Genomic DNA, 16264 nt, shown 5'->3' with positions numbered 1-16264 from the left:
TTCTTGGAGCATGACCAAGCGCATCCTGAACGTCGTCACCAACGTCTCCCACTATGAGGATCCGTCCGAGCCGACCGGGCTGTGGCTTTCGGAGCTGACGCACGCGTATCACGTATTCGCCGAGGCGGGTTACGACCAGACGATCGTCAGCCCGAAAGGCGGCCTGTCGCCGTTGGAACCGCGATCGCTGAAGTTCCCGAACTACGACAAGAGCGCCAAGGCCTGGAAGGCCGACCCGGCAAAGATGGCGCTGCTGGCCGAAACCGCGTCACCCGATGAGATCGACTCGGCGGACTTCGACGCGATCTACTTCACCGGCGGCCATGCGGTGATGTTCGATTTTCCTGACAGTGAAGGCTTGCAACGTATCTCGCGTGAGATATTCGAACGTGGCGGCGTGGTGTCTTCGGTCTGCCACGGCTACTGCGGCCTGCTCAACACCAAGCTCTCGGATGGATCCTTCTTGGTCGCCGGGCGCAAGCTCACCGGGTTCGCGTGGTCGGAGGAGGTGTTGGCCCGGGTCGACAAGCTGGTGCCCTACAACGCCGAAGAGGAGATCAAGAAGCGCGGCGCGCTGTACGAGAAGGGTCTGATTCCGTTCACCTCCTACGTCGTGGTCGACGGTCGGCTCGTGACGGGCCAGAATCCGGGTTCCGCCAAAGAGACCGCCAAGAAGGTCGTCTCTGTGCTGGAGGGCTGAGCGCCCCAGCCGGATTACGTGACGGGCGAGATCTCGATCGCGAACGACGCCCGCTGACGCCGCGTGATCCACACGCCCAACTGGCTGAGCCGGCCCAACACGGGATACTTGCGATTGACGATCTTGCGCACCTCCGGGGTGTCTTCGAAGTCGAGGACACGCGCGGTGCCCTCGACGACCGGCGAGCCCGGCGTAAGCCTCCCGCGCACATCACAGGGTTGCAGTGTCACCGCCGGATTGCGGCGGATGCGCTTGACCTTGTGTGCGCCGACCTCGGAGAAGAAGTACAGCTTGCCGTCGGCCGGGGCGATCCAGACCGGCGTCGCGACGGCGCTGCCGTCCTTGCGGTATCTGGTGAACGACACATAGCTCGCCCGGCCGATGGTGTTCCAATCCGACGCGGTGGCGGTCACCGCAGCGCCTGGCGAAGCGTGTCTTGCGCCAATTTGATTGCGGCGGTGGCGGCTTGGGTCGACCGCAGGGCGTTGAGCATCATGAAGTCGTGGATGATGCCGCCGAATCGAACCTGGGTGACTGGCACGCCCGCGGCGCGCAGTTTGGCGGCGTAGGCTTCGCCGCCGTCACGCAGCACGTCGGCCTCGGCGGTGATGACCAGGGCCGGTGGCAGGCCTGAGAGCTGGTCGACGGTGGCCCGCAGGGGAGAGGCGTAGACCTCGTCGCGCTGTGCATCGTTCTCGGTGTATTGATCCCAGAACCACTTCATGCCTTCGCGGGTCAGGAAGTAGTGCTCGGCGAACTGGTGATACGACGGGGTGTCGAAATCGGCTGCGGTGACGGGGTAGAGCAGCACCTGGTGGGCGATGGTGACGTCACCGCGATCCTTGGCCATCAGGGTCAGCACGGCGGCCATGTCGCCGCCCACCGAGTCGCCCGCGACCGCGAACCGCGAAGCGTCCAGGCCCTTCTCGGCGCCGTGGGCGAACACCCATTGCGCGGCGGCATAATTCTGTTCGATCGCGGTCGGGTACTTCGCCTCTGGGGACAGGTCGTAGTCGGGGAACACGACGGCGGCCTCGGCGCCGACGGCCAGTTCGCGCACCAGGCGGTCATGGGTGTGGGCATTGCCGAAGACCCAGCCCGCGCCGTGGATGTAGAAGACCACCGGCAGGGGGCCGCTCACGCCGACCGGTTTGACGATGCGCACCCGCACCGAGCCCGTGGGCCCGCCCTCGGCCGTGACCCACTCCTCGTCGACCGCCGGCTTGTCGACATCGCCGGACTGCACCTCGTCGACCGCCTTGCGACCCTCGGCCGGCGGCAGTTGGTAGAGGAACGGCGGGGTGTCGGTGGCCTTGCAGAACTCGGCGGCCTCGGGCTCCAGTACTGGATTGATGTCGGTCATGGCTTGCCTCCTCGGTTTCGGACCGGTCACGAGTCGAACTGTGTCGATCCTTCCCGCATCCGCTCCGGCAAACACGCCTCCGGCCCGATATCACAACTTCTTGGCCATCCGGCACCTGTGAGCGCGACCGTTGCGCTGGCAGCCTGGAGCCACCAACCCACTACGAAGGACGAGGTCCATCACCATGGCTACGGAACTCACCGAGGTCGAATTCGCCGGCCAGACAGTCGAGGTGCCGAAGGGCGGGTACTACGACCGCTTCCGGTCGAACCCCGACCTCGACGAGGTGGCACAAGATCCCGCGGTCGGGAACATCGACTGGTTCCGCCGAATCCCCAAGGTCCAGGTGTCCTCGCGCGTCGGGCCGCTGTGGGCACCGAACTTCTATTACCGCGCGAGCATCGTTCAGGCCAACCTGCTCGCGCCGTTCGACCGCCTGGCCGCGATGCTTCCGGCGCCGCTCGAGCCACTGCGGGCCGTCCCCGGTTTCGGTGTCACGGCGCTGACCTTCTTCTCGTATGCGGTGTGCGACAACGACCCGTACGACGAGGTGTCCGTCGCGGTCGTCATCCGCAAGCCCGGCCGGCGGGGGCCGGTGTCGAGTCTGCTGCCCGAGCTCGAACTGCTCGACGCGGTCCGGCGCAGGAACTTCTACGCCCACGTGCTCGCCCTGCCCGTCACGACCGAGATCGCCCGGGTGCGCGGAGTCAACGGCTACCAGCTGCCCAAGTGGCGCACCGACATCAACGTCGACATCAGCGACGCCGTGCGGGCTGAGATCGACGGGCCCGCAGGCCAACCGGACGTCACTCTGCAGGCGCCGCTGCCGGATTTCACCGACGTCCCGGCACAGTCTCGGATGGGCACCAACACGATGATCCATCTGGTCGACGGCGAGTGGCACCAGACGTCGGTGCAGTCCAACACGCTGTCATATGCCCAGCGGAGCTTCCCGCGCGACGTCAGCATCACCCGTCACGGCGGGCCGCTGAGTGACCTGCTCAACGGACTCGGTGCCTCCCGGATCCTCAGCCTCGAGGTGACCAGGAATGCGCAACTGGCGCTGAACCTGCCGCGGCCACTGAAGGCCTTCGGGTGAGGTAGCGTTAGTTAGCAGTTCTCGGTAACGACGGCGGCTCGGGGTGAAGGAGCGGCACAGTGGGTCTCGGGTTGTGGGGTGATCTGACGATTCTCGCCGGCGTGATGGCATTGACCTTCGCCGCATGCGTGTTCGTGTACATCACCCGTCTGGAGAAGCGAACGCCCGCGCCGTTGGGCGAACAGGTCGGCGCCCACAAGGTGGTGCTCGCCAAGCTGCGCAAGCGCGAGCCGCTGACGCGGGACGAGTTCGACTACGCGACCGAACTGGTCGACGACGCGCGGTCACCGCTCGCGTACGCGATTCCGGCCGTGCTGTTCAGCATGGGCTTCTTCTACGTGGTCGGCTGCCTTTACGAACTGCACGTGCATGGCGGCAACCCCTCGTTCCGCACGTTCATCGGCGGCATCCCGATGCTCACGTCCATGAACATCGCCGCCCAGTTGCACAGGGTCGCGCGGCTGAAGAAGAAGCTGCAAGTAGCGCCTTTGATGACCGAGCCGGCTTAGCTGCGTCTCTGCGACCCGGCGATCGGGTCACCGTCCTCCCACAGCAGCAGCTGGCGAACCGCTGCGCGAGATCCGTAGGGCTGCAGCATCTGACTCGCCGGACGGGGCCGTACCCGCAGCGGCCACCAGAACCAGCGGCCGAGCAGGGCTGCGATGGACGGTGTCATGAACGACCGCACGATCAACGTGTCGAACAGCAGGCCGAAGGCGATCGTGGTGCCGATCTGGCCGAGAATCCGCAAGTCGGCGAACACGAATGACGCCATGGTCGCGGCGAACACCAGACCTGCCGAGGTCACCACCGCGCCCGAGCCGGCCATGGCCCTGATGATGCCCGTGTTCAAACCGGCGCCGATCTCCTCCTTGAACCGCGAGACCAGCAGCAGGTTGTAGTCCGATCCGACGGCCAGCAGCAGGATGACCGCCAGCGCCAGCACGATCCAAAACAGCTGGATGCCAAGCAGATCCTGCCAGATCAGCACCGACAGCCCGAACGAGGCACCCAGCGACAGCGCCACGGTGCCCACGATCACGAACGCCGCGACGATGCTGCGCGTGATGAACATCATGACCAGCAGGATCAGGCTCAGCGCCGCGATCCCGGCGATCATGAGGTCGTATTTGGCGCCGTCCTGGATGTCTTTGTACGTGGCGGCGGTGCCGGCGATGTAGATGTTGGACCCGGCCAGGGGCGTGCCCTTGACTGCTTCCTGCGCGGCATGCCGAATGTTGTCGATGTGCGAAATACCTTCGGGCGTCGCGGGATCGCCCTCGTGCGTGATGATCATGCGGGCGGCCTTGCCGTCCGGGGACAGGAACAGCTTGAGTCCGCGCTGGAACTCCGGATTGGTGAACGCTTCCGGCGGAAGGTAGAACGAGTCGTCGGTCTTCGAGGCGTCGAACGCCTGGCCCAGCGCGGTCGAATTCTGCAGTGCCGCTTCGGTCTGGTCGTTGATACCCGACGTGGTGGCGTAGTTGGTCAGCGTCAGGTCACGGTTGGTCTGCTGGCTTGCGATCTGCGGCGGGATCAACGCAAGCAGTTTCGGCTGCAGCGCGTCCAGTTTGTCGATGCTTCCCGACACACTGGCGAGCTGATCGGTCAGTTCGTCGATACCGTCGAGCGCGTCGAATACCGATCGCAGCGCGGCGCACATCGGGATGTCGAAACAGTGTGGTTCCCAGTAGAAGTAGTTGCGCAGCGGGCGGAACTGGTCGTCGAAGTCCGCGATCTTGTCGCGAAGATCCTTGGCCGTGGCGACCGTCTGCTGGAAGGCTTTGGCCTGCTCGTCGGTGATCTCACCGGACTGCTGCTGCAGCGTGTACTGCTGACGCAGGATGTTGATCGAATTGTTGATCACATCAACCTGTTTGAGCAGGTCGGCACCACGGGCCTGCTGGAACGGCAGGTTGTTGATCTGCCCTGAGCTGCCTGCGCTGATCTGGAACGGTATGGACGAGTGGTCCAAGGGCGTGCCCAGCGGACGCGTGATCGACTGCACCTGAGCGATGCCGTCGGTGTGGAAGACCGCCTTGGCAACGCGCTCCAGCAGGATCATGCCGGTGGAATTGCGCAGATCGTGGTCGGCTTCGACCATCAACAGTTCGGGGTTCAGCCGGGCCTGCGAAAAGTGGCGTTCCGCAGCCGCATAGCCGACGTTGGCCGGAGCGTCGGCCGGCATGTAGGGACGCGCGTCATAGCTCGTCGAGTACCCGGGCAGGGCGAGCAGACCGATGAGGGCCACCCCGACCGTCACCACCAGCACGGGGCCGGGCCAGCGCACGATGGCCGTGCCGACGCGCCGCCAGCCCTGGGTGCGCATCGGGCGGCTGGGTTCGAACAGGCCGAAGTGGCGGCCGACGACGAGCACGGCCGGTGCCAACGTCAACGCCGCGACCACCGCCACCAGGACACCGATGCCCGCGGGAATTCCCAGGCTCTGGAAATAGGGGAGCCGCGTGAAGGTCAGGCACAGCACCGCACCTGCGATCGTCAGGCCCGAACCCAAGATGATGTGCGCGGTCCCGTGGTACATCGTGTTGAACGCCGAGACGCGGTCCTGCCCGGCGTAACGCGCTTCGTGAAAGCGGCCGAGGATGAAGATCGCATAGTCGGTGCCGGCCGCGATCACCAGCAGCGTCAGCAGATTCGTCGAATACGTCGAGAGTTCGATGACGCCGGCGTTCGCGAGCACGGCGACGACGCCACGGGAAGCCGTCAATTCGATCATCACGGTGAAGATCACCAGGATCGCCGTGGTGACGCGGCGGTAGAGCGACAGCAGCATCACCAGGATGACCCCGATGGTGATCAACGTGGTCTTCAATGTGCCGTGACGGCCCACTTCGAATTGATCGGTGACCAGAGGCGCGGCGCCGGTGACATAGGCCTTGACACCCGGCGGCGGCGGACTGTGCTCGACGATGTCACGGACAGAGTCGACGGATTCGTTGGCCAACGACTCGCCCTGGTTTCCGGCCAGGTACACCTGCACCAGGGCGGCCTTGCCGTCGGTGCTCTGTGAGCCTGCCGCGGTGAGCGGGTCGCCCCAGAAATCCTGAATGTGCTGGACGTGCCTGGTGTCCTGCCGGAGCTTCTGAATCAGGCCGTCGTAGAAGTGATGCGCGTCGGCGCCGAGCGGCTGATCACCCTCGAGGACGATCATCGCCGAGCTGTCGGAGTCGAACTCGCCGAACACCTTGCCGATCCGCTTGGCGGCCTGCAACGACGGCGCGTCCTGCGGGCTCAGCGACACGTTGTGCGATTCGGCAACGGTTTCCAGCTGCGGAACGAAGACGTTCGTCACCACCGCCAGGCCCAACCAGAAAAGGGCGATGAGCACCGAGAACTGCCGGATCAGGTCCGGGACGCGCTGCACGCTCATCCGGATTTGTCCAAGCAGTAGGTGTAGGCGTTCAAGGTGGTCACCGATCTCTCGTCCTTGATCACGTCGTCGATCTTGATTCGGCAGCCGATCGAATCGCTGTCACCTTGCGCCTGAACGTTGACGAACACCGCGGGCTGCGTGGTCGTGGTGTCGTAGGACCAGGGCAGCGGAACCGCGTCGGCGCGCTGCGGTTGGGCGTTGACGTCCATGTAGGTGATGGTGGCCACCGTGCCCGGCGGGCCGAAGACCTCCATGACCACATGTTTGGGGTTGAACGGCACGATGTCGTTCACCGCACCGCTGGGGGTGGCGGTGACGTCGTGGGCGGCGAAGATGCCGTGCAGCCGAAACACCGCGTACCCGGCCACCGCGACCACCACGACCGCCACGACCAGCATCCAGCGTTGACTCAGCCGGCGTCTGATCGAAAACCGCTGCATCCGTGACCCTTTCAATGAGCGGCGACAGGCGCGGACGGTATGGGATCTCCTCTAGGGCAGCTAATCAAATAGGTTGACGGTACGACACGGAGCCGGACACCACAACCACACGCGTCAGGCTTTTTCCTGTGTGAACGCTGGGAATCGATCGTCGGCCACGGCGATGGGGCCCAGCAGCCCAAGCCGCTGCAAGTCGGTGACGTACTTTACGATGATCGGTGCCGAGATGTGGGGGATGTCGTTGTCCGGCCCGATTCCGGCGCTCTTCACGGCATCGCGGAATCGGTCCGTTGGCCCGTAGGCTCCGTGCGTGGGCTCGGGCGCACGAAGGTCTTTCGTGACGTGCGATTGCAGGATCTGCAGCACCGAGTGCTGACGCTGGTGGTCGGGCAGCACCCGCAGCGCGGTTTCGAACCGGCGCAGCCATTCCCCGAAGTCGGCGATGCGGGTGATGGGGTAACCGGCGTCGACCAGCCAGTCGACATACTCGTCGAGACCGATACCGTCATCGTGCGGGTTCATCACGTGATACGTCGCGAACGCCGTCGCAGCCGATCGGGCGGCCCGCCACCCCAGCGTAGTGATCGCCTCGGCCACGAATCCGACAGGCAGCGCGTCGTAATGCGCACGCCTGCGGTTGCCGTCGGCGTCGAGTTGATAGAACGACGCCGGTGCGAGCCCGGTGGCCACGATGCTCAACGCCATCCGAGTGACGTTGTCGGGCACGTTGAGCTGCCCCGCGTAGGTGGTGTCGGCCAGGATCATGTCGCAGCGGAACACCGCGACCGGCAGCCCACACAGGTCGTGTGCCTCCCGCAGCAGCACCTCGGCGGCCCACTTGCTGGTGCCGTACCCGTTGGCGTAGCCGCCGTCGAGCACCCGCGACGGACTGATCACGCGGATGTCGGCGTCCTCGGTGAACGCCGACGGGTCGATCTGATGGCGCACGTCGGCCGTCGACACGAACGTGAAGCACTTCAGTTTTGTGGTGAGCGCCAAGCGAATCAGCTCGGCCGTGCCCATGACGTTGGGGCCGAAGAACTCGCTGTACGGCAGGATGCCGTTGACAAAGCCTGCGGAATCGACGATGACGTCGACGGTTTCCGCCAGCTGGCGCCAAATGGCGTCAGGCAGGCCGAGATTGGCCGCGCTCTTGTCGCCGGCGACGACCCGCAGCCGTCCGGCCGACAACTCGTCGAAGTGCCTGCGCATGGTGGGATCGGTGTCGAACGTCGCCGCGAGCCGCCACCGGGCCTCGTCGTCGGATGGTGCGCGCACCAGGCAGATCAAGGTGTCATCGGCACGGCGCAACCGCTTGAGCCATTCGAGCAGCAGATAGCGTCCGAGGAACCCCGTAGCCCCGGTCAGCAGGACGGTGCGCGGCTTGCCGTCGGGGCGTGGCAGGGCGGGGGCAGCCTTCAGCGTGGGCGCGTCGATGAACTTGTCCAGGGTCAAGTCACTCGCGCGCACCTCGCCGGCGTCGCGGCCGTGCACCGACGCGAAGCTCACTCCGTCAGGCGCGGGCGCCGTCTGAGACGCCCGGTCCACCTGCAGGCTCAACCCGGTCACCGTCGGTGCGTCGAACAACGTGTGAACCGCGAGGTCGGCGTCGAGGGCCGTGTTGACCGCCGCGATGACCCGCATGGCGGAGATCGAGTCCCCGCCGAGGTCAAAGAACGAGTCGTCGCGGCCGACCCGGTCCACACCGAGCACTTGCGCGTAGACGCCGGCGATGACCTTCTCGGCCTTCGTGACCGGAGCGCGGTACCGCTCGCCTCCCTGGTACTCGGGAAGGGGCAGCGCACGCTTGTCGAGTTTGCCGTTGACGGTCAGCGGCAGTGCGTCGAGCACCATGACGGCGGCGGGAATCATGTACGGCGGCAGACGATCAGCGAGCTGCGAACGCAGCTGCGCGGGATCGACGGTGCCGGTGGCCGATTCGGTGACGTAACCGACCAGGCGCACGGTGGCGGGGCTGTCCTCGCGGGCGATCACCACCGCGTGCTCCACACCGGACAGGGCGGCGAGCGCGGCCTGGACCTCACCGAGCTCGATCCGGTAACCGCGGATCTTGACCTGCTCGTCGGCGCGGCCCAGGTACTGCAGCTGCCCGTCGTCACCCCACCGCACCAGATCACCGGTGCGATACATACGGGCTCCCGGTGCGCCGAACGGACACGCCACAAACCGCGAGCCCGTCAAGCTCGGGCGGCGAACGTACCCGACACCGACGCCACGGCCTGCGACGTACAACTCACCGACCACTCCTGCCGGTACCGGCCGCAGCCACTCATCGAGCACGAACAATGCCGCACCTGGCACCGGCACGCCGATCGGGACGACGCTCCGCCCGGACTTGAGCGGGGCGCTGATGGTGGCGTACACCGTCGTCTCGGTCGGGCCGTAGCCGTTGACCATCACCCGGCCCGGCGCCCATCGATCGACCACGGCGGCCGGGCAGGCCTCGCCGCCCACCATGAGGGTCACGGACTCCAGGCCCTGCGGTTCGAGTGCCGCCACGGCCGCGGGCGTCTGGCTGAGCACAGTCACGTGCTCGGTGACCAGCAACTCGTGCAGGTCTTGCGGCGATCCTGCGACAGGCTCCGGCACGACCACGAGCCGTCCACCGTGCAGCAGGGCGCCCCACATCTCCCACACCGAGTAGTCGAAGCCGTACGAATGGCACTGGGTCCACACCTGATCGGGCGTCAGGCCGAAACCGGCGTCGAGTGCGTCGAACAGCCGGGTGACGTTGTGATGAGTGATCGCAACACCTTTCGGCGCACCGGTGGTGCCGGACGTGTAGATCGTGTACGCGATGTCGTCGGGGGCGGGTTCCGGCGGCGCCGTGGTGGGCCGGCTCGCGACGGCAGGATCGTCGAACTCGATGACCGGCACGGCGACCCCGTCGAACCGGGGTAGCAATTCGGCGGTGGTTACCACGGCGATCGGGGCGGCGTCGCGCAGCATGAATTCCAACCGTGCCGCAGGGACTGCCGGGTCGACCGGCAGATACGCGGCCCCGGTCTTGAGTACCGCGAGGATCGCCACGATCGCCCGTGCGGATCGAGACGCCATGACCGCCACGGATTCACCCGGTGCCGCGCCGTGCTCGATCAGCAGGTGCGCCAACCGGTTCGCGGCCTCGTCCAGCCCGCGGTAGCTCATCGAGCTGCCCTCGAATGTCACCGCCGTCGCGTCCGGCGTTCGCGTCACCTGTTCGGCGAACCGCCGGGGGATCGAGGCAGGCGCGCGGACCGGCTCGGTCAGGATCGCGCGGTGGGCCCAAACGTCGAGGCGCTCGTGATCAGCCGGATCGAGCACATCGATCGATGACAGCGGCCGGATGGGATCCTCGGTCATCGCGGCCAGTATCCGGCGGAACCGCGCGACGAGCGCGTCGATCGTTGCCGCGTTGAGCGCTTCGCAGTCGAACTCGGCTCGCAGCGTCAGCTCGTGGCCGGGCAGGGCGATCACCGACAGCGGGTAATGGTTGTACTCGCGGGTGGTGAACTCGGTGACCGCCAACTCGTGTGCGCCGGTGACGGCACCCGCGTCGAGCGGATAGTTCTCGTAGAGGAACAGCGTGTCGAACAGTTGGTCATGCCCGGCGACATGGTGAATGTCGTTGAGCGACAGGTGTTCGTGGTCGACGGTGTCGTTGTGGTCGCGCTGCAGTTGGTGCAGCAGGTCGGCGACCGTGCAGCCGGCGGCCGCGCGTGCGCGCACCGGCACGGTGTTGATCAGCAGACCCACGATGTGCTCGGCTCCGGCCAACTCCGCTGGGCGTCCGGAGACGGCGGTCCCGAAGACCACGTCGCGCCGCCCGGTTACGACCATCAGCAGCTGCGCCCACGCGGCCTGCAGCACCGTGCTGACGGTCGTGTGGCACGAACGGGCCAGTTCACCAACGGCTTTCGTGATGTCGGCCGACAGTCGGTACGATTCGACGCGGCGCGGTCCGGATCGCGCCTGCGCAGCGACCAGGGTCGGCGTGGAAAACCCGTCGAGCACCTTGGCCCAGGCTGCCTTGGCGGCTTCCCGATCTCGGCCCGCGAGCCACGCGACGAAGTTGCGGTACGGCCAGACGTCGGGGAGCCGCTGCTCGAGGTAGCCCGCGAAGATCTCCTGCAGCAGGATCGGCAGCGACCAGCCGTCGATCACGATGTGGTGGAAGGTCAGCACGAACCGGTGCTCGGTGCCGGTGGTCCGGATCAACGCCGCGCGGAACGTCGGCCGCTCGGCGAGCTCACACACCGCGCCCCGCTCGGCAGCGCACAACCGTTGGACCTCGCGGTCGGGATTCGCGTCGTCGCCCCGCAGATCCAGGTACCGCCACGCGATCACCGGGTCGGTGGGGATGATCTGCACCGGTTCCCCGAATTCGGCACTGAACCGGGCCGCCAGGTTGGGATGGCGGGTGACGACCGTGTGCAGGGCGTCCCGCAGCCGATCCTGATCAAGGATTCCGGTCACGGTCATATCCAGCTGAACTGCATACACGTCAGTGGCGCCGGAGGTTTCCCGCTCGCGCGCGACTGTGGAATGGAACAGCAATCCGTGCTGCACCGGTGTCACCGGCAGGATGTCGGCAATGCGGTACCGCCGGGCCAATTCGTCTATCTGGGTTTGGCTCAACCGTGACGGCGCGATGTCCGACGGCGTCAGGCCACCACCGCCGGAACGCACGTGGGCGCAGATCCCGCCCAGAGCCTCGAACCACAACCGGCTCAACCGACGCACCTGCGCGTCGTCCACCGACGACGGCGCCCACGTCCAGTTCGCTTGCAGGCGAGGGCCGCTGTGGTTATCCGTCGCCAGGGTTCCGGCGTTGAGCTCGAGCGTGTGCATCAACGGCATGGGCATGCCCGCGGCGGCGTCGACGAGCGGCAACGCGTCCTGATCGACACTCCACAGCGCGTCGGACGGATCGCCGGCGCCCAGGCGGCCGAGATAGTTGAAGCCGATCGTCGGCTCGGGTCCGGACAGCTCCACATCCGGGTTCAGGTAACGCAGCAGTCCGTACGTCAAGCCGTCCGGTTGGTGGCGCAACTGTTCTTTGGCGGCCTTGATCACCGCCCCGAGCGCGTCATGCCCGGATTTCACGTGTTCCCAGGGCAGTTCGCCCACGGTCAGGGCGACGGGGTACTTGGTGGTGAACCAGCCGACGGTCCGCGACAGGTCGATCTGATCGCCGATCTGTTCCTCGCGACCGTGGCCCTCGACGTCGATTCCGACGGGCCTCGCACCCGTACCGAAGAGTTCCGCCACTGCGAGGCCGAACGCGATCAGCAGGATGTCGCCCACCCCGGCGTGAAACGCGGTGGGCACCTCACCCAACAACTGGCGCGTGGTGTCGGCGTCGAGCGTCACCGACAGGCGGCCCGCGCGGGCGTACGTGTCGCGTGCCGGTTGTACCTCCGGCAACGCACGCGCGGCCCTGAGGATCTGCCGCCAGGCATCGGCCTGGGCAACCACCTCGGCGCTGCGCGCGTGCCGGTCCAGCGCCGCCGACCAGCGGGCGAACGACGTGCCGCAGGCAGGCAACTCGACCGGTTGACCGCTGCGATGCTGGACCCAGGCAATGTTGATATCTTCCAAAAGGATTCGCCACGACACCCCGTCGACGGCCAGGTGGTGGATCATCAGAGCCAGCTGCCGGGTGTCGGCCGCCCACAGCGCCGACAGCATCCTGCCTGCGGCGGGGTCGAGCAGCGAACGCGCCGTGCGCAGCGCCGCGTCGGACAACGCATCGGCCGCGTGCAGACATGCGCGCGCATCGGCAGAGCCGTGCCGCGGCACGGTCATCGACCAGTCGCGCGCATCCACTCTCAGCCGCAAGGCGGCGTGGCGATCCAGCAAGGCCTCTATCAGCGACACCACGTCGGACTCGGTCGCGCCGGCCGGCGCGCGCAGAACGAGCGTCTGGTTGAACTGGTCGACAGGTCCGTCGACGGTGCGCAGCCAGCGCATGATCGGTGTGGGCAGCACCTCGCCGATGCCCTCGTCCGGCGGGCCGTTTCGTCCGCCCGCCAGCTCGGCCACCGATGCCAGTCGCGCCACGGTCTGCTCGACGAACACGTCACGTGGCCGGCACAGCACACCCTGCGCGCGTGCGCGCGCGACCACCTGCATCGAGAGGATGCTGTCGCCGCCCATGGCGAAAAACGAGTCGTCCACTCCGACGCGCTCCACACCCAGCACCTGCGCGTAGACGCCGGCGAGGATCGTCTCGACGTCGGTGGCGGGAGCGCGATACCGGTCGACACTGTGGTACTCCGGAGCAGGTAGGGCGCGCTTGTCGAGTTTGCCGTTGACGGTGAGGGGCAGTGAGTCCAACACGACCACCGCGGCCGGAACCAGGTAGGCCGGGAGCCGTTCGGCCAACGCGGTCCGCAGCTCGGCGGGATCGGCGGTGCCGGTGATGTAACCGACCAGCCGCTTGTCACCCGGCCGGTCTTCGCGGGCGATCACGGCTGCCTGATCCACGCCGTCCGACTCGGCCAACGCGGCCTGGATCTCGCCCAGTTCGATGCGGTAGCCACGAATCTTGACCTGTTCGTCGGAACGTCCCAGGTACTGCAACTGCCCGTCGGGATCCCACCGCACGAGGTCGCCGGTGCGGTACATGCGTTGTCCCGGTGACCCGTACGGGCACGCCACGAACCGGGATGCGGTCAACCCCGGGCGGCGCGCATATCCGACGGCGACACCGGCACCCGCGACGTACATCTCGCCTACGACGCCCTCGGATGTCGGGCGCAGGAACTCGTCCAGCACGAAGGCCGCCGCGCGCGGTACCGGCCGACCGATCGGCACCGAAACCGACGCCGGGGAAAGCGGTGGGCTCATCGCCGCATAGATGGTGGTCTCCGTCGGCCCGTAGGCGTTGATCATCACGCGTCCCGGCGCCCACCGTTTGACGAGATCGGAAGGGCAGGCCTCGCCGGCCACCACCAGTGCGGTGTGCTCCAGCCCGGCAGGGGACAACATGCCTGCCGCAGAAGGTGTTTGGCACAGGATGTCGACCTTCTCGGCGACCAACAGGCCATTGAGGTCATGCGGTGAACCGGCCACGGATTCGGGCACCACGACCAGCCGGCCGCCGTGCAGCAGGGCACCCCAGATCTCCCACACCGAAACGTCGAAGACCAGCGAATGCCACTGCGACCACACGTGTCCCGCGCCCGCGGGCAGGGCCGGATGCAGGCGCTCGAGCAGTTGCGTGACGTTCTGGTGCGTGACGGCAACGGCTTTGGGCACACCGGTGGTGCCCGATGTATAGGTCAGGTACGCGATGTCGTCGGCGGCCGGTTCAGGCGACCCGCGGCCGGGCTGTTCGGCCACGGTGGGATCGGCGACGTCGATGACCGCGACGTCGGCCCCGTCCAGTCGCGCCCGGAGTTCAGCCGTCGTGAGCACTGCGACCGGCGCGGCGTCGGAGATCATGAACCTGATCCGCGCATCGGGATGCGCGGGATCCATCGGCAGATACGCAGCCCCGCATTTGAGGACCGCGAGGATGGCCACGATGGCCTCGCCGGAACGCGGCAGCAGCAGGGCCACCCGCTCGCCGGGTCCGCCGCCGTGAGCGACCACCACCTGAGCCAACCGGTTGGCGGCCTCGTCCAGTCCGCTGTACGTCCACGAATGCTCGCCACATGTCAGTGCGACCGCATCCGGATGTTGAGCCACCTGCACCGCGAACAACGCCGGAATCGACACCGGTGCGGGCACGGGCCGGGTCAATACCGCGCGATTGCCCCACTCGTCCAGTACGTCGTGTTCGTGGTCGTCGAGCAGATCAATCGACAACAACCGCAAAGACGGATCTCCACTCATGATTCCTCACAAAGACCGGGCGGTCTCAAAGAATGGGGCAATGGCCACCAAGACCCGTAGCAACTCGACCAGCTTTCTCATCCCGGTCGCGGAGAAAGGTTTGTCGTCGACGTCGACAGGCAGACCCAACTCTTGACCCGGCACCCTCCTGTACCGAAAAGGATAGTGACCCAATTGCGTTTGGATTTCTCGTTTCGAGAATTTGCCGTCCGCAATTGGGCAGTTGCCGTGTCCGGACGGGCAAACGGCGAGGAATCAAGCGCCGCTTCGCAACTCGGGACGGTGGCTCCGGAGGGCGAAACGATAGCTCTGTAATAATCAGCAAAGTCGTGACGTCGGCGGTTCATCGGAACCCGCCCGTGCCCGAATTTACGTCAGATAGGTTTCGTGCCCGGTCGGGAATCCGCCGCCGTTCGTGGCGATGTGAACGTGGTCGTAATGATTTGCGGTGTCCCCGCCGCGGTCCGACATCGTCTTGTGCCGACCGTCGTGGTAGAAGATCTCCTGCCGGAAGATCACGTGGTTGACGCCGAACTTGTCGGCATTGGCCATGACGTACCCGACGATCTGATCGCCGAGCGCTTTGCCTTCCGGGGTCGCGTAATTCGGGACCATCACGTCGATCGCCAAGCCGTTCGGGTGCCACTTCATCGAGTCGGCGCGGACCCCGCCGATGTTGAGAACCTGGGGGAACCGCGCACTGACGGCGCGGGCCGCCAAGATGGTCTCGACTTGCAAACCCTTTTCCGGTGCGACACCGGCAGGCAGTGGATACCGCATGGTGCGACGCACGGCAGGCTCACCCGGTGTGGGCGGCGTCCCGGCGGGCGCCGCAGCGATCTGAGCGCAGCACTGCGGCTCGCCCTTGACGGCCGGCACGGTGTCCGCGCCGACGACGAGAGCTGCCGCGGCAGGCACGAAGACCGCAGCGACGACGGCCGATCGGCGGCGCCGAACTTTGGCTAATCGGTGTCTACCCATGACGACCGGACCATACCGGCGGGCCGACAGAATTCCGCCATCGCGAGGTTTGGCCGCAGCCCTGCGTGGGTATGGAAGAGCGGCCGCCCGTCAACCTGACTTTGACGCGGTGTACTGCCGGGAAGGCAGTGGTCTATGATGCGCCCGCCGTGGCGAAGTGGCAGGTCATGACGGATCCCGAGGCGTTCGGCATGCCCCCGTCCAGCGGTGTGCGACGGCCGTCACGGCGATGCGGGGTCGACGTCGATTTCAGTGACCTGCTGCCCGCATGGGCAAAAATTATGGCGTTTACCACAATCGTCGGATCGGTGCCACTGGTGTGCGCCCGGGATCGTCTCGCCGACGTAGTTCTCCAAGATGGCGAGTCGGCCGGCAGCCATCAGTAGTCCACCTCATTTTCTGCGCAGCGGCGTGCCCGACCGCCCACGCGAGGGTCACAATGGCG

Annotated in this window: 10 protein-coding genes; 4 read left to right on the top strand and 6 right to left on the bottom strand. The window is 66.5% G+C overall.

Annotated features, from left to right (window positions below):
- Positions 1-10 precede the first annotated feature (10 nt).
- On the top strand, positions 11-700 hold the full coding sequence (locus tag G6N67_RS33440; RefSeq protein ID WP_036439671.1) for a type 1 glutamine amidotransferase domain-containing protein: 690 nt from the start codon (positions 11-13) through the stop codon (positions 698-700).
- A 14-nt stretch (positions 701-714) separates the two neighbouring features.
- On the opposite strand, the gene G6N67_RS33435 is transcribed toward G6N67_RS33440, so the two are convergent.
- Together G6N67_RS33435 and G6N67_RS33430 are read right to left on the bottom strand one after the other, a co-directional pair.
- Entirely contained in the window at positions 715-1113 is a 399-nt protein-coding gene (locus G6N67_RS33435) for a PPOX class F420-dependent oxidoreductase (RefSeq protein ID WP_036439673.1), read from the bottom strand.
- Positions 1110-2063 (bottom strand): alpha/beta hydrolase, encoded by a 954-nt coding sequence (locus G6N67_RS33430; protein ID WP_036439675.1) that lies wholly within the window; start codon positions 2061-2063, stop codon positions 1110-1112. The genes G6N67_RS33435 and G6N67_RS33430 overlap by 4 nt, the downstream gene beginning before the upstream one ends.
- 184 nt (positions 2064-2247) lie before the next feature.
- Between G6N67_RS33430 and G6N67_RS33425 the strand changes: the two genes are divergently transcribed.
- Positions 2248-3162, top strand: a complete 915-nt coding sequence (locus G6N67_RS33425) for a hypothetical protein (RefSeq protein WP_036439677.1) — start codon at positions 2248-2250, stop codon at positions 3160-3162.
- A gap of 59 nt (positions 3163-3221) precedes the next feature.
- On the top strand, positions 3222-3671 hold the full coding sequence (locus G6N67_RS33420) for a hypothetical protein (protein WP_036439679.1): 450 nt from the start codon (positions 3222-3224) through the stop codon (positions 3669-3671).
- Here the strand turns inward: G6N67_RS33420 and G6N67_RS33415 are convergent.
- From G6N67_RS33415 to G6N67_RS33400, 4 genes are all read right to left on the bottom strand, one after another.
- Entirely contained in the window at positions 3668-6553 is a 2886-nt protein-coding gene (locus tag G6N67_RS33415; protein ID WP_036439681.1) for an MMPL/RND family transporter, read from the bottom strand. The two genes, G6N67_RS33420 and G6N67_RS33415, sit on opposite strands and share 4 nt — an antisense overlap.
- Positions 6550-6996: an MmpS family transport accessory protein gene (locus tag G6N67_RS33410; protein ID WP_110798653.1), complete on the bottom strand. Its 447-nt coding sequence runs from the start codon at positions 6994-6996 to the stop codon at positions 6550-6552. The genes G6N67_RS33415 and G6N67_RS33410 overlap by 4 nt, the downstream gene beginning before the upstream one ends.
- Positions 6997-7110: 114 nt before the next feature.
- Positions 7111-14838, bottom strand: a complete 7728-nt coding sequence (locus G6N67_RS33405; RefSeq protein WP_051579173.1) for a non-ribosomal peptide synthetase — start codon at positions 14836-14838, stop codon at positions 7111-7113.
- Between the two features lie 369 nt (positions 14839-15207).
- On the bottom strand, positions 15208-15819 hold the full coding sequence (locus G6N67_RS33400; RefSeq protein ID WP_051579174.1) for a VldE C-terminal domain-containing protein: 612 nt from the start codon (positions 15817-15819) through the stop codon (positions 15208-15210).
- Positions 15820-15884: 65 nt separating this feature from the next.
- On the opposite strand from G6N67_RS33400, the gene G6N67_RS33395 reads away from it, so the two are divergent.
- The gene (locus G6N67_RS33395) at positions 15885-16205 is read left to right on the top strand and encodes a hypothetical protein (RefSeq protein WP_131524834.1); all 321 of its coding nucleotides are present in this window, start codon (positions 15885-15887) and stop codon (positions 16203-16205) included.
- Positions 16206-16264: the final 59 nt, after the last annotated feature.

Source organism: Mycolicibacterium mageritense, from assembly GCF_010727475.1.
Classification (GTDB): Bacteria; Actinomycetota; Actinomycetes; order Mycobacteriales; family Mycobacteriaceae; genus Mycobacterium; species Mycobacterium mageritense.
The sequence above is the reverse complement of the archived record's forward strand: the minus strand, read 5'-3'. Positions and strand labels throughout refer to the sequence as shown.